17 protein-coding genes and 1 pseudogene are annotated in these 21,439 nt (G+C 54.6%); 7 read left to right on the forward strand and 11 right to left on the reverse strand.

The annotated features are described in order from the left end of the window. Nucleotides 1-35 precede the first annotated feature (35 nt). The 3 genes from cspA to S7A_RS19305 all read right to left on the reverse strand — a co-directional run bounded on the left by cspA (nucleotide 36) and on the right by S7A_RS19305 (nucleotide 2,918). Entirely contained in the window at nucleotides 36-248 is a 213-nt protein-coding gene (gene cspA, locus S7A_RS19295) for an RNA chaperone/antiterminator CspA (protein WP_003855207.1), read from the reverse strand. Between the two features lie 423 nt (nucleotides 249-671). After that, nucleotides 672-1,868, reverse strand: coding sequence for an MFS transporter (locus S7A_RS19300; RefSeq protein WP_009093014.1), 1,197 nt, complete (start codon nucleotides 1,866-1,868; stop codon nucleotides 672-674). 156 nt (nucleotides 1,869-2,024) lie between these two features. Next, nucleotides 2,025-2,918 (reverse strand): ABC transporter six-transmembrane domain-containing protein, encoded by an 894-nt coding sequence (locus tag S7A_RS19305; protein ID WP_009093015.1) that lies wholly within the window; start codon nucleotides 2,916-2,918, stop codon nucleotides 2,025-2,027. Between the two features lie 95 nt (nucleotides 2,919-3,013). On the opposite strand from S7A_RS19305, the gene S7A_RS19310 reads away from it, so the two are divergent. The 3 genes from S7A_RS19310 (at nucleotide 3,014) to S7A_RS19320 (ending at nucleotide 6,930) form a co-directional block, all read left to right on the forward strand. Further along, nucleotides 3,014-3,589, forward strand: coding sequence for a TetR/AcrR family transcriptional regulator (locus S7A_RS19310; protein ID WP_033736766.1), 576 nt, complete (start codon nucleotides 3,014-3,016; stop codon nucleotides 3,587-3,589). A 474-nt stretch (nucleotides 3,590-4,063) separates the two neighbouring features. Beyond that, nucleotides 4,064-5,449 carry a diaminobutyrate--2-oxoglutarate transaminase gene (locus tag S7A_RS19315; RefSeq protein ID WP_009093017.1) on the forward strand — a complete coding sequence of 462 codons (1,386 nt, stop codon included), beginning with the start codon at nucleotides 4,064-4,066 and terminating at the stop codon, nucleotides 5,447-5,449. Between the two features lie 14 nt (nucleotides 5,450-5,463). Beyond that, nucleotides 5,464-6,930 (forward strand): aspartate aminotransferase family protein, encoded by a 1,467-nt coding sequence (locus tag S7A_RS19320; protein ID WP_009093018.1) that lies wholly within the window; start codon nucleotides 5,464-5,466, stop codon nucleotides 6,928-6,930. 356 nt (nucleotides 6,931-7,286) lie between these two features. On the opposite strand, the gene S7A_RS19325 is transcribed toward S7A_RS19320, so the two are convergent. Beyond that, nucleotides 7,287-8,591: an MFS transporter gene (locus S7A_RS19325; RefSeq protein WP_009093019.1), complete on the reverse strand. Its 1,305-nt coding sequence runs from the start codon at nucleotides 8,589-8,591 to the stop codon at nucleotides 7,287-7,289. A 205-nt stretch (nucleotides 8,592-8,796) separates the two neighbouring features. On the opposite strand from S7A_RS19325, the pseudogene S7A_RS19330 reads away from it, so the two are divergent. Then, nucleotides 8,797-9,009 (forward strand): annotated as a pseudogene (locus S7A_RS19330) (VF530 family DNA-binding protein); the annotation flags it as partial. A gap of 175 nt (nucleotides 9,010-9,184) precedes the next feature. On the opposite strand, the gene S7A_RS19335 reads toward S7A_RS19330, so the two are convergent. Genes S7A_RS19335 through S7A_RS19350 form a run of 4 tightly spaced genes read right to left on the reverse strand, consistent with a single transcriptional unit; the run spans nucleotide 9,185 to nucleotide 13,146 of the window. Then, complete coding sequence (locus tag S7A_RS19335) at nucleotides 9,185-10,495, reverse strand: MFS transporter (protein ID WP_009093021.1); 1,311 nt, start codon at nucleotides 10,493-10,495, stop codon at nucleotides 9,185-9,187. Further along, on the reverse strand, nucleotides 10,488-11,123 hold the full coding sequence (locus S7A_RS19340; RefSeq protein WP_009093022.1) for a DUF4286 family protein: 636 nt from the start codon (nucleotides 11,121-11,123) through the stop codon (nucleotides 10,488-10,490). Before S7A_RS19340 ends, S7A_RS19335 begins: the two co-directional genes overlap by 8 nt. Next, a complete protein-coding gene (locus S7A_RS19345; protein WP_009093023.1) occupies nucleotides 11,123-12,454 on the reverse strand; it encodes an amidase in 1,332 nt (443 codons plus the stop codon). Before S7A_RS19345 ends, S7A_RS19340 begins: the two co-directional genes overlap by 1 nt. A gap of 11 nt (nucleotides 12,455-12,465) precedes the next feature. Continuing rightward, nucleotides 12,466-13,146: a DUF2848 domain-containing protein gene (locus S7A_RS19350; protein WP_009093024.1), complete on the reverse strand. Its 681-nt coding sequence runs from the start codon at nucleotides 13,144-13,146 to the stop codon at nucleotides 12,466-12,468. 112 nt (nucleotides 13,147-13,258) lie between these two features. Here S7A_RS19350 and S7A_RS19355 point away from each other — a divergent pair, with 112 nt between their 5' ends. After that, nucleotides 13,259-13,933, forward strand: coding sequence for a GntR family transcriptional regulator (locus S7A_RS19355; RefSeq protein ID WP_009093025.1), 675 nt, complete (start codon nucleotides 13,259-13,261; stop codon nucleotides 13,931-13,933). A gap of 469 nt (nucleotides 13,934-14,402) precedes the next feature. Here S7A_RS19355 and S7A_RS21125 read toward each other — a convergent pair whose 3' ends face one another. Next, nucleotides 14,403-15,773 (reverse strand): EAL domain-containing protein, encoded by a 1,371-nt coding sequence (locus tag S7A_RS21125; RefSeq protein WP_158000262.1) that lies wholly within the window; start codon nucleotides 15,771-15,773, stop codon nucleotides 14,403-14,405. Between the two features lie 346 nt (nucleotides 15,774-16,119). Beyond that, nucleotides 16,120-17,769: a malate dehydrogenase (quinone) gene (mqo, locus tag S7A_RS19365; RefSeq protein WP_009093028.1), complete on the reverse strand. Its 1,650-nt coding sequence runs from the start codon at nucleotides 17,767-17,769 to the stop codon at nucleotides 16,120-16,122. A 349-nt stretch (nucleotides 17,770-18,118) separates the two neighbouring features. Here mqo and S7A_RS19370 point away from each other — a divergent pair, with 349 nt between their 5' ends. Further along, nucleotides 18,119-19,708 (forward strand): sensor histidine kinase, encoded by a 1,590-nt coding sequence (locus tag S7A_RS19370; protein WP_009093029.1) that lies wholly within the window; start codon nucleotides 18,119-18,121, stop codon nucleotides 19,706-19,708. Continuing rightward, the gene (gene dcuR / locus S7A_RS19375; RefSeq protein WP_009093030.1) at nucleotides 19,705-20,424 is read left to right on the forward strand and encodes a two-component system response regulator DcuR; all 720 of its coding nucleotides are present in this window, start codon (nucleotides 19,705-19,707) and stop codon (nucleotides 20,422-20,424) included. The genes S7A_RS19370 and dcuR overlap by 4 nt, the downstream gene beginning before the upstream one ends. On the opposite strand, the gene S7A_RS19380 is transcribed toward dcuR, so the two are convergent. Next, entirely contained in the window at nucleotides 20,418-21,380 is a 963-nt protein-coding gene (locus S7A_RS19380) for an FAD:protein FMN transferase (RefSeq protein ID WP_009093031.1), read from the reverse strand. The two genes, dcuR and S7A_RS19380, sit on opposite strands and share 7 nt — an antisense overlap. Nucleotides 21,381-21,439: the final 59 nt, after the last annotated feature.

Genomic DNA, 21,439 nt, shown 5'->3' on the forward strand with positions numbered 1-21,439 from the left:
TCATCGCTATCGTAAGCCGCATTGATTATCAGATGTTACATCGGGACAACGTTTGCCGCTGATGGGCCTTTCGCGCCGTTTTCAATGGTGAATTCGACCTGCTGACCTTCATCGAGAGTTTTATAATCGTTGCTCTGAATGGCAGAGAAATGAACAAATACATCTTTGCTGCCATCCTGCGGGGAGATAAAACCAAAACCTTTGCCCGCATCAAACCATTTTACTAAACCAGTCATTTTATTCGACATCGATACTTCCTTAATAATGAGCCACAAGGTGGCAGAGATGGCCTGTCTTCCAGAAATAAACTTACCAGGATTTTAGGAGGAGACTCACGAAGAAGGGGTATCTTGAGATATCGCTTGCACTGAGGACTGCTTGACTAAAACTGCTTTGATAAGGTCTGTGTTCCAAACCGATGACGCTATTAAGTCATGCCTGCCCGACATTAGCAAACATTATTTTAATTTAATTTTAACATCCAGACGGCCAGGCATCTTTACTGATTTGTCTGGCCTTTTTTATTTCCCGAACGGCGGAAAAGATAACGAACGCTGAATCTTCATAGCCGCAACCCGATTCTGAGGCTGGCTGCACCCCGTTTCCCACGGGTTTCAGCCAGCCCCGCGCAGCGACAACCCCGGCTGCCGCTGCGCCCTGCCCGGCGGCTATCAGGCCAGTTCAGCCTGCTGGCGGGCGGCATGCCGCGCCGTCATCACAAAGACCATCAGGCCGCCGACCCCCAGCGCCACGCCAACCCACGCCGTTGACAGCCAGCCATAACCCAGCGACACCGTCAGGCCACCGAGATAGGCGCCCATCGCATTGGCGATATTCAGCGCCGAATGGTTCATCGCGGCCGCCAGGGTCTGTGACTCATTGGCAACATCCATCAGGCGGATCTGCAGTGATGGCAGCAGCACTGAACAGGTGCCGATCAGGAAGGTCGCCAGCAGGCCGGTTGCCACATGCTGGACCAGCACCGGGAAGGCCAGCATCACCAGCACGTTCCAGAGCAGTGTCCAGCCGATAATGTTCAGTACCGGCCCATCCGCCAGACGGCCACCGACCAGATTACCGATGATCATCCCCAGCCCGAACGCCACCATCGCCCACGGGATCAGCGAGGGAGAGATACCCGCAATATTGATCAGCGTCGGGGCGATATAGCTGAAGATCGCAAACATGCCGCCAAAACCGACGGCGCCCACCAGCAGAGTCAGCAGCACCTGCGCGTTTTTCAGCGCACCCAGTTCACGCAGCGGATGAGCCTCTGAATCGCCGGGTGTATAAGGCACATAGCGGCCAATCAGCAGACAGGTCAGCAGACCAATCGCGCCAACAAAGGTGAAGACCACGTGCCAGCTGAACAGCTGACCTATCCAGGAGCCGAGCGGCACCCCGATAAGGGTGGCCACCGTCAGTCCCAGCATCAGCGAGGCCAGCGCACGCCCCCGCCGCGCCGGCGACACCAGTGACGCCGCGACCAGAGAGGCCACGCCAAAGTAAGCGCCGTGCGGCAGGCCGGTCAGAAAACGCGCCACGATCAGGCCGTGATAACTGTCGGCCATCGCGCTGGCGACGTTGCCGATGCTGAAGAGTGCCATCAGGATGAGCAGCAGCGATTTACGCGCCATCCGCGCCGCCAGCACCGCAATAAATGGCGCGCCAACCACCACCCCCAGCGCATAACTGGCGATGGCGTTGCCCGCCTGCGGTTCGGTGATAGCGAGCGAGCGCGACACGTCCGGCAGCAGGCCCATCATGATGAATTCGCCGGTTCCGATGCCGAAGCCGCCCAGTGCAAGGGCCAGCAATGCCCAGCGGACAAAACCGGCATCGTCGGTTTTATGATCTTTTCTTAACAAAATGGATTCCCAATGGCCTGAGCTGAAAAACTGAAGTGAGCCGGAGGAAGGAAGCAGAGCGTGTTCCGTCCGGATGAAGCGGCCAGACTATAAAAAGTCAGGCCGCGCATGGCAACCCATTTTGTGATCTGGCGCACATTCCATCCGCACAGGCGACTATGGCATGCCGGTATTCACCCGACGGCCGATGTCTTTCAGCTGGGAATACTTCTCCAGCAGCTGAGGGCCATCATCGAGGCTCATGGCAAACATCCACATATAGGTCATCACCGAATAGATGTGACCCGCGCTGGTGCCACCCCGGCCCGCCATTAACGCGATGGTGCCAGCAAACAGCAGCGCGGCCATGCTGCCGATGGCCAGATAACCGCAGGCTTCCCGATTAGAGAGACGGATACGCAGGCTGGCTAAAACCCCATAATGACGGCTGAGTGAAGCGGCGTTCGCATGGGTAACGAAATTCACCTCTTTCTCCAGCCGGTTGTTAAGACGATTAAACAACACATCATTTTTGCGGGTAAAGCCTGGCAGAAAACAGGCGAAAAACAGCAGGATCGCCAGACACCCTGCGCCAGTCCAGAACTCAATGGCCAGCAGCATCACCGCCGCCCCGGTCATCGACGCCAGCGAGGTAATCAGCACCGGCAGATGCTTCTCAAAGAAATCGACAAACTCGCGTGATAACGCCACCCTTGCCGCAATCGTCGACGCGCTCTGATTTTCGCTGCGCTGCGCCACAATCACTGGCACCGCCAGCTCCGCATAGATGCGGGCAAAGGTGTGGGTGTCGACGCTGCGCCGGGCTGCGCCAATCGCCCACATGGTAAACACCATCGCCGCATAGAGTATCGCCTGCCAGGTTCTGCCGGAGAGGATGGCATTGATAGCAAAGCCCGCCAGCAGCGGATAAAGCAGATACATGACATTTTCCGCGACCACCAGCAGCAGCGTAAAGAAGAGCTTGCGGCGATGGCGACGGCCGAGCGCTTTCAGTGTCAGAATAGCGCTGCGGGGAGCCGCAACGGGAAGGATAAGTTTAGAGGAAGACATCGTTTCTGTTTCTGATAGTGTTATCCTTGAGCGGTTGCTCAAGTATGAAAAAGAGTCTATTTGAGCATTTGCTCAAAGTCAATGTGAGAGTCATGATGAAAGCGTCAGCAGAAGCACTGAAGACAAAAATCCTGGATGCCGCGATAGCATTATTTATTGAGAAAGGGATAGAAAAGGTCACCACCCGCGAGCTGACCGAGTCGGTGGGCATTTCACGCAGCCACATTTATCACTACTTCAGTAACTGGCAGAGCCTCTGTCTGGCCGCACTGGAGCGCTTCATGCGGCAGGATTATGAAGCCTTCGCAGATTCCCTGTCCGGCCTCATGCCGCGTCAGAAACTGCTGCGCCTCTTTGAAAGCCATCTGCCCGCCGCACCGGATGCCACCTGGCAGCTTTATGCCTCCTTCTGGCAAAGTGCGGCACACTATCAGCCCTATGCCAGGCTGGCGGAGACGATGACGGCAGAGTGGCAGGAATTGACGGAAACCATTATCCGTGACGGCGTCACTGACGGGACACTGCGCTGCGCCGATGTTGCCCGCACCGCCAGACAGATCAGCGCCATGCTTAACGGTTATGCCGACTTACTGACGGTTAATCCCTCAGAAGCGAAGGCGCGTGAAGCGCTGGCGGATTTAAACCAGTTTATAGATTGTGTGCTGGGATAAAGCGAATAAACCGCGCACTGACCCAACTGCAACGGGACGTTTTTAATTAAATGTTAAAAAAAGGTTTATTATTTTAATTGGTCATTACATCTATAGCGGGATATATGCAGCTTCGCTAATTAAACTGACTTATGCTTTTTCTGTCTGAAAAGCGCCCTTTTTGATAGCGTTTCGGCTCCGAAACAGCTGTTTACACAGATTATTATCATTGACTTAGCACAGGCTGTGAGCTGTAAGCCGGTGTTTTTTCGCCATTTATTATTTAACCATTAGCGAAGCGGCAGTAAAGCATGCGGTCACAATCTCAACAACTGGTTGATAACTATAGCAAAGAAGTACTTTTTTTCTGATCAAATTAATCATTGAGTCGGACCTTAAAAACCCCTATATTGGCCGCGCTTTAAACATACCCATGACTTTTTTAATTCATTTATTCAACTGAGACGTTACTCCCGTCGCGGTTGTAGGAGAGATATGATGACGGATAAAGTCCGTATTGACAGTTCGAATGCACAGACATTAAACGCAACCAATGAGACCTATTTAGCCCGTCAGGCCGAATTTGAATCTAACGTTCGAAGTTATCCGCGCAAATTGCCGTTCGCGATTGCGAAAGCACAGGGTGTCTGGATCACCGACGTCGAGAACAATCAGTATCTTGATTGTCTTGCGGGTGCCGGAACGCTGGCATTGGGCCATAACCACCCAGACGTTCTGCAGAGCATTCAAAATGTCATTACCAGCGGCTTGCCGTTACATACTCTGGATTTAACCACGCCGTTAAAAGACGCGTTTTCTGAGTACCTGCTCTCCCTGTTACCAGGCCAGGGCAAGGATTACTGCCTGCAGTTTACCGGCCCGTCCGGCGCCGATGCCGTGGAAGCGGCGCTGAAGCTGGCGAAAAAGCACACCGGCCGTTCCGGTGTTATCAGCTTCTCCGGTGCCTACCACGGTATGACCCATGGCGCGCTGTCAGTGACCGGTAACCTGTCACCGAAAGAAGCCGTTGACGGCATGATGCCGGAAGTGCAGTTCATGCCTTATCCGCACCTCTACCGCTGCCCGCTGGGCATTGGCGGCGAAGCGGGCGTGAAAGCGCTGACCTACTATTTCGAAAATCTGATCAACGACGTTGAGAGCGGTGTGCGTAAACCTGCGGCGGTCATTCTGGAAGCCGTTCAGGGTGAAGGCGGCGTGAACCCGGCTCCGGCGGAATGGCTGCAGCGCATCCGTAAAGTCACCCAGGAGCACGGCATCCTGCTGATCCTCGACGAAGTTCAGGCAGGCTTTGCCCGTACCGGCAAATTCTTCGCCTTCGAGCACGCGGGTATTGAGCCAGACATCATCGTGATGTCCAAAGCTGTGGGTGGCGGTCTGCCACTGGCCGTGCTGGGCATTAAGAAAGAGTTCGATGCCTGGTCACCGGGTCACCACACCGGCACCTTCCGCGGAAACCAGCTGGCGATGGCAACCGGCCTGACCACGCTGAAACTGCTGAAAGAGAACAACATCGCAGATAAAGTCGCGGCACAGGGCGAACTGCTGAAAGGCAAACTGAACGAACTGCAGCAGCGCTACCCGGTGATTGGCAATGTCCGTGGCCTGGGTCTGATGATCGGTATCGAGCTGGTGAAACCTGACGAAGCCGCTGATCACATGGGCAGCTTCCCGGCTGACGGCGAGCTCTCTGCGCTGGTACAGAAGAAATGTTTCGAGAACGGCCTGATCCTGGAGCGCGGCGGACGTCACGGTAGCGTATTGCGCCTGCTGCCTTCCCTGCTGATCACCGATGCTGAACTTGACGTGTTTATGGATAAATTTGAAAACGCCCTGCTGTCAGCTGGCGTGAAACCAGTATAAGTGGAGTGAATGCAATGTCCCGGTTAAACCCAATCCTGGCGGCCTCATCTCAGAGTACCGAGGCCTACCAGCAGGCGATCGCCCAGAGTAGCGCGGCGGTCGTTAAGTGGCTGGAACAACCTGAGATGTATCAGGGAAAAACCGTCGCAGAGCTGCGCGAGCGTATTACGCTGGACTTCAATCCTGACGGCCTGGGCAACCAGGCTGCGATTGAACGTGCCATTGAGTACTTCCTGAAAGACAGCCTGTCGGTGCATCACCCACAGTGCGTGGCGCACCTGCACTGCCCTAGCCTTGTGATCAGCCAGGCGGCGGAAGTGCTGATCAACGCCACCAACCAGAGTATGGACTCCTGGGATCAGGCTCCCTCTGCAACCCTGATTGAGATGAAGCTGATCGAATGGCTGCGTACCCAGGTGGGTTATCAGCCGGGCGATGCCGGTGTCTTCACCAGCGGCGGTACTCAGAGCAACCTGATGGGCCTGATGCTGGCGCGCGACGCGTGGTATGCCCGTCAGGGTCACTCTGTTCAGCAGGATGGCTTAACCGGTGACCTGAAGAAGATGAAAGTCTTCTGTTCAGAAAATGCGCACTTCTCCGTTCAGAAGAACATGGCGCTGCTGGGTCTGGGTTATCAGTCCGTCACGCAGGTGAAAACCGATAGCTTTGCCCGCATGGATATGGATGACCTGCGTCACAAGCTGGCCGCAGCCAAAGCCAACGGCGAGCATATTCTGGCGATTGTTGCCACCGCAGGCACCACCGATGCCGGTGCGATCGATCCGCTGCGTGAAATTGCCACGCTGGCGGCTGAAGAGAACATCTGGGTTCACGTGGATGCGGCGTGGGGCGGCGCACTGCTGCTCTCCGAGCTGTATCGCGACTATCTGGACGGCATTGAGCTGGTGGACTCCATTACGCTGGACTTCCACAAGCAGTTCTTCCAGACCATCAGCTGTGGCGCTTTCCTGCTGAAGGAAGCACGTCACTACGAGCTGATGCGTTACCAGGCTGCGTATCTGAACTCTGAGTTTGACGAAGCGCAGGGCGTACCGAATCTGGTGTCGAAATCCCTGCAGACCACCCGCCGTTTTGATGCACTGAAACTGTGGATGGGTCTGGAAGCCCTGGGTCAGAAACAGTATGCCGCCATCATCGACCATGGTGTGACGCTGGCACAGCACGTGGCAGCATATGTGGATGCGCAGCCGGCGCTGGAGCTGGTAATGAAGCCGCAGCTGGCAAGCGTGCTGTTCCGCTACCGTCCGGCGCATCTGGTGCACCTCAGCGACGCGGATATCGCGCTGCTGAACCAGCGTATCGGGGATGCCCTGCTGGAGTCGGGCCGTGCTAACGTCGGCGTGACCGAGCACGATGGCGTGACCTGTCTGAAGATGACGCTGCTCAACCCGACCGTGACGCTGGAAGACATTAAAATCCTGCTGACGCTGGTAGAAACCACGGCTCAGCAGCTGGTTTAACGGTTCTGCTAAAACTCTGAAGGGCGCCTGAAGGCGCCCTTTTTTTATGCCGCTGTTTCCCTCTTTTCCCGCTTTCCGGTCAATTCAGTATCAGGATCAAAGAATGCGATCCCGCCATCAGGCACTCTCTATGGGTGTTGTAATTAAAGCCGAGCTGGTCAGCCGTTACGGCCCCGGTATCAGACCTCACTGAACTGTCAGGAATACACATTTACTATCATGCGTAAAATCTTCATCCTCCTTCTGGCGTTAGCGATGGCCGCCATCATCCTGATCGCCGATAGTCACGGGACCAAGGTTCACAACCGCGATCAGATTTTCAGCCTGAATGCCCCCTCCGGGCGCTGAGCCTGCGGTCACCCCTCATCCAGCGCTCGCTTATGATCGTCTTTGTTCAGCGTTATCAGCGCCACAATACTGACCAGTGCGGTCGCCATGACATACCAGGCGGGAATATCGGGATTGCCCGTCTCTTTAATCAGCCCGGTGATGATCAGACCGGCACAGCCGGAGAAGAGCGCGTTAGAGAGTGAATAGGCCAGGCCCAGACCGGTATAACGCACCCGCGTCGGAAACATCTCTGACAGCATCGCCGGTCCCGGCCCGGCCAGCAGGCCCACCACACCCCCTGCGATAAAGACCACCAGCCCTTTCAGCCCGGTTGCGGTGTTCTCAGCCTGCAACAGGTTGAGCAGCGGCAGAGAGAGCACCAGCAGCAGGATCGCCGCCGAGACCATCACCGTCCGGCGGCCTATCCTGTCGCTCAGCATTCCCGCCGGAATAATCGTGACGGCAAAACCGAGGTTCGAAATCACCGCAATTAGCAGCGCCTCATTAAAGCCGGTGTGCAGTGAGGCCTGCAGGTAGGTCGGCATGATCACCAGCCAGGTGTACCCGGCCGCCGACCACACCATCAGCCGGCAGATGCCGAGCAGAATCGTTTTCAGGGTGTCACTCAGGCTGGCGGTCACTTTTTCGCGGGGCCGCGTCTGCTGCCGGATAAACGCCGGAGTCTCCTCCATGCCAGCCCGCAGCCAGAGCGCGATGCCCCCCAGCGGCAGGGCAACAAAGAACGGGATGCGCCAGCCCCAGCTCTGCATCTCTTCCGGCGTCAGCAGCCGCGAAAGCAGCGCAACAATCGCTGCACCCGCCAGCAATCCCAGCGCAACGGTAAAGGATTGCCAGGCACCATACAGGCCACGCCTGCCGGGCGGAGCAAATTCGGTCATCAGCGACACCGCCCCGCCATACTCGCCTCCGGCAAACAGCCCCTGCAGAATACGCAGCCCGGTAACGATCAGGGGAGCCAGCACGCCCAGCTGGGCATAGGTCGGCACCAGGCCGATAGCCGCGGTGGCCAGCGTCATCATGATCAGCACAAAAATCAGGGTAGGCTTGCGCCCAATCCTGTCGCCCATCCGGCCAAACAGCACGGCGCCAAGCGGACGGAAGAAAAAGGCGATGGCAAAAGAGGCGTAGGTCAGCAGGATACCGGTCAGCGCGGATTCGCCCTGAAGCCGGAAGAAGTTCTCCGCAATCAGGGTAGCCAGGAAGCCATAAACGGCAAACTCATACCATTCAATGAAATTTCCGACCGAACCGGCAATCAGGGCACGTTTGCGGCGGGGGGAGCTGAGCAGATCAGTATCGGAAGCGGACATGGCAGGCGATCCTCAGTCAATCATGGGTCGCTTATGATTAGCACAACTGCTGCCCGGCTGCGCACGCTTCTGCCCGTCACGTTAGCGCGTACACAGAAAAAAGGGTGATAGCACGGTGCGACAGACCTTTTTCATCCTCAGCCCTTGCACATCCGCTTTACCGTTGTCAGGATGTGCGCCATTGACTGAATCAGGCGAAAAGATAATGAACGCGCACACCTCAAAAGATCCTCTGCACGGCGTCACCCTGGAGATGCAGATCAACCATTTAGTCGCGCAGTATGGCTGGGCGGAACTGGGAAATCGGGTCAACATCAACTGCTTTAAAAACGATCCCAGCGTGAAATCGAGCCTGAAGTTTCTGCGACGCACCCCCTGGGCGCGGGCGGAAGTGGAAGCGCTCTATCTCGCCTCGCTAAAAGCGTAACGCAGCACACTTGTTTCTCTTAAGCATAACCGGGGTGAGTCTGAGCTTATCCACTGTTGTTACTGATGCTGCACATCCCGGCATTAACAAGCCCGCGGGTGAACATTATGCGCAGCATTACGTTCAGCGATAGCCCGGACAAGGGCAATCCTTCGCCCTGCCAATCTTAATCCTGACGATGAGCAGTCTCTCTGGCTTTCCACAACGCGAATAGCGTAATCGCCAGTGCCAGACTGACGTACAAAGAGACCCACAGCGTGCTGCCCATTTCTTTAAATAACGTGGTGATGATCAGAGGCGCAAAGCCCCCGCCGACAATGCCCGCCAGGGTATAGGCCAGGGATGAACCCGCGTAACGCACATGTCCCGGAAACTGCTCAGTGACAAACGCGGCCTGCGGCCCGTACATCATCGCATGGATCAGCAAACCGCCAATCACCGCCAGCACGATCAATACCGGATGCGCGCTATCAAGCAGCACAAAGAACAGAAATGACCATACAATCGCCAGCAGCGCGCCGGTAATATAAACCGGGCGTCGTCCCCACCTGTCTGAAAGCGCGCCAAACATCGGCACCGTAATCGCGTTAACTATTGCGCCCAGCATTGTAGCCATTAACGCCAGCGGTCGCGGTAATTGCAGCACGGTGGTGACGTAGGTCAGCGTAAAAACGACCACCAGCGCGTAAAGGACATCAGAGCCGATACGCGATCCTCCGGCAATAAAAAGCTGTTTCGGATAGTTTACGAAAACCTCTTTTAACGGGGTGTGCGTGGTTTTCTCCTGTTCCTGCATTGCGACAAAGGTGGGTGTCTCTTCCACACCGCGACGCAGCCACAGGCCAAATATGACCAGTACCAGGCTTAGCAGGAACGGAATGCGCCAGCCCCACGCCTGAAACTGATCGGCGCTCATCATCACCGTGACCAGCGTAATAAAGCCCGTGCCGATCAGCGTGCCGCAGGATGGACCAACCTGCGCAAAGGAGGCGTTACGCCCGCGTTTATTCGCGTCGCCATGCTCCATCGATAACAACACGGCCCCTGCCCATTCGCCGCCCAGCGCGATGCCCTGCACAAACCGCAGTGCGACTAACAGAACCGGACTCCAGATGCCCCAGACGGCATAGCCCGGCAGCAGGCCCATTAGCGCCGTGGTCACGCCCATTATCACCAGCGTGATGATCAACACCGCTTTGCGCCCCGCGACATCGCCAAGGTGGCCGAACACAAAGCCCCCCAGCGGACGTGAAATGTAGCCTACCGCGTAGGTCGAAAACGCCAGAATGGTGCCGACCAGCGGATCGAAGCTGGGGAAAAAGATATGGTTAAACACCAGCGCGGCCATGATGTTGTAAACGGTAAAGTCGTACCACTCAAGCGCGGTGCCAATCGAACTGGCCGCAGCCAGACGCCCGGTCTTCGATTTGGTGCGCACGGCGCCTGCTGCATGTTGCAGAGAATCGGTATCAGCCATGGGTCAGCTCCTGTTTTGTTAACTGCCAGTTGAGGGCATAACGCTGTATCTCTCCCGCAAACAGCTGTGCCGCGGCCGCAGCGAGGCGATCGCAGCTCCGTGCATCGCTGCAATGAATCAACAGCATCGGCTGCATTTTCCGCTGATCCTGGCTTTCCTTCGGTAACGGCGAACTCAGGACGCTGTCTGGCATCAGGACGCAGGAGGAGATGTAGCCCGGTGTCTGGCTTATCTGCTGCTGCCAGGCGCTTAGCGCACTGCCATCGATCGCCTGCAGCGTCAACACCGCTAACTGATTGCCCGTGCCTTTGCCATGCTTGTGCACGACCGTGCTCACCCGGCGCATGGGGTTAACCATTCTTTGCAGATTCTGCACCGACCATGCCGTCTGGTGCGTGAATGCGGCGTGATAATCGGCGCTGGTAAAAGCGTCCAGCGAGTCGGTTTCATATAAACCGAGATATTGATACTCAGCGTTAACTGCCTGATAGCGTGTACCGCTCAGGAATCCCGTAATGGCTACACGCTCCTCTACGTGTTCATGGTCATACCACTGGTTAAAGTCAGCCTCATCTTCAGCGCCAATGTTGGTGGCGACATACAGCATGCCGTGGGGTTGAGTCATCATCAGGATCTCCGGTTAAGGGCAGTTTCCACGGCAAGCGACCAGCTGATTAAGCGGGCGTCATCACCATGAGTCGAAGCAAGGCTCAGGCCAACCGGAGCAGAGCCCGGTTGATGGCAGGGTAAAGAGAGCGCACAGCCGTCCAGCATGTTGATAATGCTGGGGTTGCGCAGCATCAGCGCGTTGATCTCCATATAGCGCTGCGCATCACTGAGTGACGCGATAGTGGGCGCGACAAGCGGAACGGTTGGCATGAGTAACGCATCAAAATCCCCTAGCGCTGCGTTGATGCGCTGTTGCCATGCAGCACGCTGCTGGTAGAGCTCGGTGGCATCCTGCACGGTGAGATGGCTGCCACGCTGGATGCGCACCAGCACCTGGGGATCGTAAGCTTCAGGGTGTGCCTGCGCGCTTTTTTTATGCCATTGCCAGGCTTCATAAGCCGTAATGCCGCCACGCGCATTCATAGCATTCAGCTCATCCAGCTCAGGCAACGTGATGTCGGTAACCATCGCACCCGCCTGCTTCAGAAGCGTGATGGCATGCTGCCAGGCCTGCGCCACATGCTGATCCAGACCATCCAGTACGCGCGTTTGTGGCACAGCAAAGCGCGCGTTTCGCACATCCAGCGACTGTAACGCCAGCGGCCGATCGGCAATGACGCTATCCAGCAGCCAGCAGCTGCGTACGTCGTCCGCGATCACCCCGATGCTGTCGAGTGAGGTCGAAAGCGGCAACGTTCCCCGCTGGTTGATGCGCTTTGCCGTGGGTTTGAAGCCGGTCAGGCCACAGAGTGCAGCAGGGATCCGCACCGAACCGCCGGTATCGGTGCCAACAGCAGCCAGACACATGCCCTCAGCAACCGCCACGGCCGCGCCAGAGGACGATCCGCCGGGGATACGCTGCTGTTCGCGCTGCCACGGATTGACTGGCGTGCCGTAATGGGGATTGATGCCTAAGCCGGAAAAAGCGAACTCCGTCATCGTGGTTTTACCAACGATGGCGGCGCCCGCCAGCAGTAGCTTATCGACGACGCTGGCATTGGCAGCCGCCACGGGCGCATCGGCCAGTAAGCGTGACCCGGCCCTGGTCGCCTCTCCCTCGACATCGAACAGATCTTTAATGCTGACTGGCAGTCCATCGATGGGACTTAGCGCCTGCTTTGCCTGCCAGCGGGCGTTTGCCGCGCTACAAGACGCGGCGTAGCGTTGCGTGAACACCAGTGCCCCCTGTTGTTCAGGATCCTGCGCGGCCTGCAACGCGGATTCAGTAAAGGCTTCGGGCAGAGCATCGCCGCTCTGCAACTGCTGACTGGCTTGCCAGAGTGTGGTCATCGGCGCTCTCCTCATGCCACCACCGGCAGCGCGCCGGTGGTGTAAGTGTGTTCCAGCGTGCGATTAAGCACCGGGTCATGCAGCGCCATGCGGAACTGGCTGGATGGCCGGATGCCGCCAATGGCGCCCAGCGTGCCGCAGGACATAGCAACGCCCTCTTCCACGACACCGCCAGCAAAATAGCGCGCGAGCAAATCCTGTGGTGTCAGCAGTGAGGCCAGCGTGCCCTGTTGATAGATGACCCATTTACCCTGCTCTTTAATCCATGAGCTGAGTTCAAGCACATCCCAGTGTTCGGTAACGTCGCTCATGCGCCACGCGGCGCTGGCAACCGGCTTGATGCACGCCTGCTTAGAGAGCGCGACGCTAAAAGTTTCCAGATGGCGGTCGGTATGATCAGACGTGAGGGACACCCACAATTCGCCGCGATGCGAGAAAACGAAGGGTTCGGCTTCGCCGGAGGTCTGCTCGCCTACCACTTCAAGCTCTGATTGCTGGCTGAGCTGATTAACCGCAACCCGGTAAAAAAGCGGTACTGCACCGGGTGCGGGCACACCGAGGGCTTCTAATTCACGAATATGGTGCAATACGGCTTCCTTATCGCGGCCGGCCCAGCCAGCAATAATGAAATGCGTAATGTCCACGTTCAGTGTGGTCGCGGCTTTGTCGCCCGTAGAGAATCGCAACTGCATGAGAAAACCTCCGGTTGAAAATCACAGTGAAATTTCACAGTAATTTTAAACTAGCGATTTTCATGCCAGATTTTTGTGTAAGATGTCTTACAGGTAAAAAAGGAACGTGGTGATGAGTGAATCAGTGGCGAAAAATGTGAACCCAGGCAGTGCAGATAAAAGCCTTTCTCTTAATGAACAAGCCTATCTGGCTTTCAGGCACAAGCTCATTACGTTGCGTTACAAACCTGGCGAATACCTTAATACCGCTCAGGTGATGGATGATCTGGCGATAGGCCGCACACCGGTTAATCAGGCGGTACATCGCCTCGCAACCGAAGGTTTACTGCAAATTATCCCGCGTAAAGGTGTCATGGTGGCGCCATTATCGATTGATGACGCACTGGAGTTGATTGAAGTACGGCTGGTAAATGAAACGCTCTGTGTTGAGCTTGGCAGCCAGAAGGTAACGGATGCGCAGCTTGAGCGTCTGCGTCATCTTAATCAGCAAATTGATGAGGCGAGCCAGTTACGCAGCCGCGAACAGATGATGCTGCTGGATCGCGAGTTTCATCAGGTCCTGGCCGAGATTGCCGGTAATCGCCATCTTGCCGATATCCTTAGCGTGATTCATGCACAAGCGCAGCGCTTCTGGGCCACCACTCTTTCCAACGTGGCGCATATGGATGAAGTGATCGCTGAGCATAATGAAATCATTGCCGCGCTGGAATCAGGCGATACGCAACGTGCAGCCGAAGCCGCACGTGCGCATATTTTCTCATTTAAGCGCGCCCTACTTTCCGCTTAAAGACCAGGCCACGAGCCGTCGCAAGTCCCCTTTCTGACAGCGCCTGATCGATTTCAGTTTATGCATGACCCGGTTGCTGCGGGGGCACGCTAATGATGGCTGGCGGCTGATAAAGTTTTCAGGGCAGCAGCGGCGCTCGCGAACATGATATGCCCGTTGGGGAGTGTTGCCGGTTCGCTGTTTAGCCTGGGGCAATCGCGTTGAAACGGGGGCACGTCCGCCTGGTGTCAGAAGCGGACATTGCTGACATCGGGATGAATTAATCTGCGGGGAGCAGCTCAACAGGTGTTGTGTCAATTTAATGCCTGAACCAGTAGAACACTATAAAAGCAATGTCAGCCATTTCCTGAAAATGAAGGTAAGAAGAGTGACATTAAAAAACGAAGAGTTTGTTTAATACGGGTACATATAGCACTTTCCGGGCCGTCACGCGAAAATGACAGACAGGGTATATCATAGAGATGTTACATTAATTGAAAACATTGATTTGATGTTTCGTCTTCATAAATTCAATAAATTCGTCAACAGGTAATGGTCTGGAGTAATGAAAGCCCTGCAGGATAACATTTCCCATGTTAAATAAGATCTGTGCGACCTCTTCAGTTTCAACCCCCTCTACAACAACGCTCATTCCAGTTTTTTCTGCCATTTCAATTACGTTCTCTATAATTATAATGTTCTTCGAATTATTAATTCCATTTTTCAAAAGCGCTCTGTCTATTTTGACTTCATCGAATGGCATTTCGTTCAAAACATTGAGTGAGGCATAACCAGAACCGAGATCATCAAGAGACCATGACACTCCTTTTTTTGAAAGATCATTCATAATGATGGCTACTTTTTTCTTATCGTAAAGAAATGTACTTTCAGTGATTTCCAGAGTTATGTCTTTGAATGATATTAATTCTTTGCCAAGTATATTTTGGGTATTATAATCAAAATCTGGCTCCATTAACTGTAAAGGGCTTAAATTAACAGATACTTTAATATTAATGTTATGACTATTCATTGCCCGCATATCTCTGCAGACCTGTTCCAGAACCCAATACCCTAAAGGTATAATTAGCCCTGAAGCTTCAGCTACGGGGATGAAACTATCAGGCGGTATAAAACCTTTAGTCGGGTGCTTCCATCTTAGTAGCGCTTCTGCTGATCGAATATGTCCGTTATTATCTATCTGTGGCTGATAGCAGACAAATAATTCTTTCTTTATCATTGCCTTAGTCAGCGCTAATTCAATATATTTCTCATTAGAATAATCACTACGATATATAACAAGAATACCAGATATCAGAAGAAGGCAAAGACCATAGTTAACATATACGCCATTGATCATTATCGACACGGGAGGATGAAATTTTTCAGAGGTAAAGCTAATATCAGAGACGGAAAAGGTGAAGTAAAGCAACAGACTGAATAGTGGGATAAAGTTTTTAAAATAAGCAGATTCATTCCTGAGAAATAACAACCCACCTATTGAATAAACCAGCAAATATGTATGAGATGAACGAGGGATATTAACCAGTGGATAATCAGTAAGGGAGATAATTATGCAAATGAAAAGAATAAGATGGCAAAATATAGAGACATCTCTTTTTCGAAGTCCGTTATATGCTGTATATAATGAATAAATTCCTAGCATGACAACAGATGAACATATTGCGGCCAGATATGGTTTATCATTATAAATATAAGCACCAGACCAACCAACCCCACCAACGCAACAAATGATGCCGGTAAGAAAAAGCAGGAAACACTGACGTCTTTTATGATTCTCGTGGGGGAGTCGATGAATATATGATTCCACAAAAGATGTCGCACTTTGAATTCTTTCCTGCATACAAATTTCCTTTACCAGATACATATTTAATCTAGTTTACAACTATACCTGACTTCCGCGAACAATTAAATTGACCCGTTTCACCTGGATTAAAAGACTGCTATGTCTGCAATGACAACACTTGTTTTGAGCGAAACACCTGACCTCCGCTTCTCGCTCAAATCAGACATCCATTACCTGAAACCACCACAAGCCTTAAAACACCCGCTTTAGTTGACACTAAACACAACTGCTCGCCTGCCGGGAACCCGTCACGCGGCAAGCCGTCAGCCTGAAGCACTGAACAGCACGCAATAAAAAAGCCCGCGCAGGGTCACCCGCGCGGGCTTTTCACATCAGGACGCGATTACAGCGCCATGTCGTGTTTGGCTGAAGGCGCTGCCTGCTCAGGCTGAGCCGCTGGCGCCGGTGCTGATTTGCCATCCATGTTGATCACAGGCGGCGTGGTCAGCTGCAGGGTTGCCGCAGTGTCATTCCACACCTGCTGCAGCAACGGCACGTTGTCGTTCAGCTTCTGGCCATAACCAGGGATCATTTTGTGGATCTTGGCCTGCCATTCTGCTGACTTAAACTCTTCCGGGAACAGTTTCTGCATCACGCTTAACGCGATAGGAGCAGCGGTTGACGCGCCAGGCGAGGCACCCAGCAGGGCTGCGACAGTTTTCTGCTGATCGGTCACAATTTCTGTACCCAGTTTCAGCACGCCACCTTTCTCAGCATCTTTCTTGATGATCTGAACACGCTGACCGGCCTGAATCAGTTTCCAGTCCTCTTTCTTCGCGTCCGGATAGTACTCTCTCAGCGCGTCGAATCGATCTTCATCACTCAGCATCACCTGACCGATCAGGTATTTCACCAGGTCAAAGTTATCGATACCGACATCGGTCATTGGCACGATGTTATGGGTCGTGGTGGTGCTCAGCAGGTCAAACAGCGAGCCGTTTTTCAGGAACTTGGTAGAGAAGGTCGCAAACGGTCCGAACAGCACGACGCGCTTGCCATCCAGATAACGGGTATCCAGATGCGGAACAGACATCGGTGGTGCACCGGTTGAAGCCTGACCATAGACTTTCGCCAGGTGACGATTCGCAATTGCGCTGTTTTCGGTCACGAGGAACGAGCCGCCAACCGGGAAGCCAGCGTAGTTGTCCGCTTCCGGAATGCCGGTTTTCTGCAGTAACTTCAGCGCGCCGCCACCGGCACCGATAAAGACATATTTCGCATCGACCGCGCGCTCGCTGCCATTTTTGACATCTTTAATGGTGACGTGCCAGGAGTTGTCGCCGTTGCGCTTGAACTCGGTAACTTCAGAGGAGGTTTCCAGACGGAAGTTGTTATTCTTCTTCAGGCTGCCGATCAGCTGACGGGTAATTTCACCGTAGTTAACATCGGTGCCGACCGGGGTCCAGGTTGCCGCGACTTTCTGCTGCGGATCACGACCTTCCATAACCAGCGGCGCCCACTGTTCGATCTGCTTGTGATCGGTGGAGAATTTCATGCCCTGGAACAGCGCGGTTTTCTGCAGTGCAGCATAGCGCTTGGTCAGGAAGTCGACGTTGTCGCCCCAGACGAAGCTCATGTGTGGTGTAGAGTTGATGAAAGAGCGCGGATCGTGCATCACGCCCTCTTTAACCTGTGCGGTCCAGAACTGGCGTGAAACCATAAAGGCTTCGTTAATTTCCAGCGCTTTGGACACGTCGATAGAGCCATCTTTACGCTCAGGCGTGTAGTTCAGCTCCATATTGGCAGAGTGACCAGTACCGGCGTTGTTCCAGCCGTTTGAGGATTCCAGCGCCACGCCATCCAGCTTCTCAACCATGATCTGTTTCCAGCCAGGCTGCAGCTCTTCCAGCATGGTGCCCATGGAGGCGCTCATGATGCCGCCGCCAATTAACAGAACATCGGTTTTTTCTGGTGAGGTTTCAGCGTGAAGTGCGGATGAAACTAACAGGGCCGCAAGAGACAGCGCGGGAATAACTTTTTGTGAATTCATCATTTTAATCTACAGCTCGGACCGTACTGGTTAAAAAAAGTCCTCAAAGTTTAAAATAATGTTATTTACGAGTTAATGCGAAATTAGTTATAAAATTAAAAATAGCAATTTAGCCTTAATTTAATTACAAAAGGCTTACTTTATTGAGCGATTATTTTAACCACACATTAAGGGTGTCCTTTGAATTATACAATCCCCTAACACAAATATTCTTACTGAAACCGACGGCGGTCAGGCCGCTAAAACTGTACTGATGCGGCGAGTTAGCGTATGTTTCCCGGCGATCTCCCATCCGTACTGAAAGCCTATGACAAGCCAACCACAGAACCGACACGCCGTGACGAAACGACCCATGAAACTCAGTACCCTGACCACACTGATGATGACCGCGGTTATCTTCACCGTACTGCTGGCTGTCCATCTGCTCTATTTCGTTCAGATCGATAACTTTGCCCAGTCGCACCTGAAAGATAAGGCGATGGCGGTCGCCCGAACGCTGGCGGACAGCCCGGAAATTCAGCGGGGATTGCTGTTGCCTGACGGCAGCAGCCAGATCCAGCCGCTGGCCGAGGCGGCGCGTAAACGCAACGGCCTGCTGTTTGTAGTGGTGACGGATATGCGCGGCATTCGCTTTTCGCATCCCAATGCTGCGGTGATCGGCAAGCACTTTGTCGGTAACGATATCTATCCCACCCTGAGCGGTCGGGAGAATGTGGCGGTCAATCATGGTGTGCTGGTGGAAGCGTTACGGGTCTTTACGCCGGTGTTTAACGCGCAGCATCAGCAGATCGGCGTGGTGGCGATCGGCATTGCGCTGAATGATGTGGCGGCGCAGATTGCGAAAAGCCGCTGGAACATCGTCTGGACCAGCCTGTTTGGCGGCGTGGTCGGGCTGCTGGGTATCCTGATTCTGGTCCGGCGGCTGAAAACCATCCTGCTGGGTCTGGAGCCACACGAGATTTCCAGCCTGTTTGAGCAGCGCCAGGCCATTCTTAACTCCATCAAAGAGGGGGTGATCGCGGTAGACGATCACTCCCGCGTCAGCCTGATCAATCAGGCCGCGCAGCAACTGCTGCATGAGACCACACAGAAAACGCCAGCCAGCGGCGATCTGATTGCTGAAGAGAGCGTGATGCACCGCCACCAGCAGGATGCGCTGCATGCGGGGAAAGCCTGGTATGATGAAGAGCTGACGCTGGGAAATCGCATCCTGATCACCAACACCGTACCGGTGCGCAGCCGTGACCGGATTATCGGGGCGGTGACCACCTTCAGGGACAAAACCGAGATCAGCCAGCTGATGCAGCGTCTGGACGGCATGGTAAACTATGTGGATGCGTTGCGTGAGCGGTCCCATGAATTCATGAATAAGCTGCATGTCATTCTGGGCCTGCTGCATATGAAAAACTATGCGCAGATGGAAGAGTACATTCTCAAAACCGCCAACGCCTATCAGACGGAGATCGGTTCACTGCTGCAGAAGATCAAATCGCCGATCATTGCCGGTTTCCTGCTCAGTAAAATCAACCGGGTTACCGATGAGGGCCATCAGCTGATTATCGATGAGGCCAGTTTTTTGCCCGACTGCGGCAGTGAGGAGCAGAGCGCGGTGCTGATTACGGTGCTGGGCAATTTAATTGAGAATGCGCTTGAGGCGCTGGACCCGGAGACTGAGGGTGAAATCCACCTCATGCTGCACTATCAGAATGGCTGGTTAGCCTGCGAAGTGAGTGATGATGGTCCCGGTATTGATGCCGCGCAGCTGAACACCATCTTTGAACGGGGCGTCTCCACAAAGGGTGAGGATCGCGGTGTCGGACTGTTTCTGGTCAGACAGCAGACCGAAAGCCTGGGGGGTAGCGTCAGCGTCGAGTCAGAACCCGGCGTCTTTACCCAATTCTTAGTACAACTTCCGTGGGAGAGAGGAATGATTACCCAATGATTAATGTGTTAGTTGTCGATGATGACGCCATGGTCGCGGAGCTGAACCGCTGCTACATCGGGCAGATCCCGGGATTTACCTGCTGCGGAACGGCCTCGACGTTACAGCAGGCGAAAGAGCGGCTGGCCCAGGCCGAGCCACAGGTGGATCTGATTCTGCTGGATATCTATATGCAGCAGGAAAACGGCCTCGACCTGCTCCCGGAGCTGCGCAGCGCAGGCCGTCCTGTTGACGTGATTATTATCTCGTCTGCTGCCGATGCCGCCACCATCAAAACCTCACTTAACTACGGGGTGGTCGATTACCTGATCAAACCTTTCCAGTTTGCCCGGTTTGAAGAGGCGCTCACCGGCTGGCGACAGAAGAAGTCGCTGATGGATAATCATCAGTTTTACCAGCAGTCAGACGTGGACCAGCTTCTGCATGGCAACCCGCCGGGGGCCAGCGAACAGAAACGCCTGCCGAAGGGACTGACGCCGCAGACGCTGCGGACGCTCTGCCTGTGGATCGACGCCCATCCGGGTACCGAGTTCTCGACCGACGAGCTGGCAACCGAGGTGAATATCTCCCGCGTCTCCTGCCGCAAATACCTCATCTGGCTGGCGCAGATCAATATTCTGTTCACCAGCATTCACTATGGCGTCACCGGTCGCCCGGTTTACCGCTACCGCCTGCAGCCGGAATATCACACCCTGCTCAAACAGTACTGTCAGTGAACCAGCCGGTAATCGTCATCCAGCAGCTGAAACGAAAAGTGACGTTGTGACGAACAGATGACCCGCCTGTCGCGGGTCACAAACAGGGCTTCAATACCCGGTTTGTCCGCCAGACAGGCAATGCCCTGTTCCACGCCCAGACCATACAGCAGCGTGGTGTAGATATCGCCATCCAGCGACCGGTCAGAAATGACGGTAACGCTCAGCAGTTCGTTATCCAGCGGATACCCGGTACGCGGGTCCAGAATATGGTGATAACAGATCCCGTTCAGCTCGAAGTAACGTTCATAGATGCCGGATGTCACTACGGAGCGATTGTTCACGCCAATCACGCCGATCAGCTCGTCGGCTGCGCCAAACGGTTTTTTCAGGCCGATTGCCCAGCCCTGTTCATCAGGGGGTGCCCCCACGGTCTGCACGTTGCCGCCCAGATTGATCAGCGCATGGCTGACCTGCTGCTGGCGCAGAAAAGCCTGCACAAGATCGGCGATATAACCTTTGGCGATGGCCCCCAGGTCAATCTCCATGCCCGGTCTGGCCAGCATTACGCTGCGGCCGTCGGCGTCAAGCATGACCTCATGGGGATCGATGAGCGCCCTGCGAGCCTGAAGCTCCGCTGGTGACGGCACGCTGTGCCCCTGAAAGCCGATTTTCCAGCACTTCACCAGTGGACCGATCGCCAGATTAAACAGGCTGTCGGGCAGCAGGCTCACCGCATGCGCGCAGGCGATAAGATCGAACACCGGCTGGCTGACCACCACCGGATGCTGCCCTGCCGCATGGTTGATCGCCATCACCTCAGAGGCGGCGCGGTTCACGGTGAAGAGATTCTCCTGCTGTCTGATGAGCCGGAAAACCTGTGCGGCGAGGGTCTGATTGTCTTCGAAGAGTTTGAGCAGGATGGGTGACCCCATCAGGACGGCGGAGTAAGCATAGACACGCGCTTCAGTTAACATAGGCGACTCTGCTTCAGAATGGGAAAACCGGCACCCGCCAGAGGCGGATGCCGGAGAGG

Origin of the sequence: Pantoea sp. Sc1, from assembly GCF_000255315.1 — a bacterium.
GTDB lineage: Bacteria > Pseudomonadota > Gammaproteobacteria > Enterobacterales > Enterobacteriaceae > Pantoea > Pantoea anthophila.

Coding starts and splice junctions, on each gene's coding strand:
- cspA (WP_003855207.1), bottom strand. CDS start 248: ATGTCGAATAAAATGACTGGTTTAGTAAAATGGTTTGATGCGGGCAAA.
- S7A_RS19305 (WP_009093015.1), bottom strand. CDS start 2,918: ATGTCTTCCTCTAAACTTATCCTTCCCGTTGCGGCTCCCCGCAGCGCT.
- S7A_RS19310 (WP_033736766.1), top strand. CDS start 3,014: ATGAAAGCGTCAGCAGAAGCACTGAAGACAAAAATCCTGGATGCCGCG.
- S7A_RS19315 (WP_009093017.1), top strand. CDS start 4,064: ATGATGACGGATAAAGTCCGTATTGACAGTTCGAATGCACAGACATTA.
- S7A_RS19320 (WP_009093018.1), top strand. CDS start 5,464: ATGTCCCGGTTAAACCCAATCCTGGCGGCCTCATCTCAGAGTACCGAG.
- S7A_RS19325 (WP_009093019.1), bottom strand. CDS start 8,591: ATGTCCGCTTCCGATACTGATCTGCTCAGCTCCCCCCGCCGCAAACGT.
- S7A_RS19335 (WP_009093021.1), bottom strand. CDS start 10,495: ATGGCTGATACCGATTCTCTGCAACATGCAGCAGGCGCCGTGCGCACC.
- S7A_RS19340 (WP_009093022.1), bottom strand. CDS start 11,123: ATGATGACTCAACCCCACGGCATGCTGTATGTCGCCACCAACATTGGC.
- S7A_RS19345 (WP_009093023.1), bottom strand. CDS start 12,454: ATGACCACACTCTGGCAAGCCAGTCAGCAGTTGCAGAGCGGCGATGCT.
- S7A_RS19350 (WP_009093024.1), bottom strand. CDS start 13,146: ATGCAGTTGCGATTCTCTACGGGCGACAAAGCCGCGACCACACTGAAC.
- S7A_RS19355 (WP_009093025.1), top strand. CDS start 13,259: ATGAGTGAATCAGTGGCGAAAAATGTGAACCCAGGCAGTGCAGATAAA.
- S7A_RS21125 (WP_158000262.1), bottom strand. CDS start 15,773: ATGCAGGAAAGAATTCAAAGTGCGACATCTTTTGTGGAATCATATATT.
- mqo (WP_009093028.1), bottom strand. CDS start 17,769: ATGATGAATTCACAAAAAGTTATTCCCGCGCTGTCTCTTGCGGCCCTG.
- S7A_RS19370 (WP_009093029.1), top strand. CDS start 18,119: ATGAAACTCAGTACCCTGACCACACTGATGATGACCGCGGTTATCTTC.
- dcuR (WP_009093030.1), top strand. CDS start 19,705: ATGATTAATGTGTTAGTTGTCGATGATGACGCCATGGTCGCGGAGCTG.
- S7A_RS19380 (WP_009093031.1), bottom strand. CDS start 21,380: ATGTTAACTGAAGCGCGTGTCTATGCTTACTCCGCCGTCCTGATGGGG.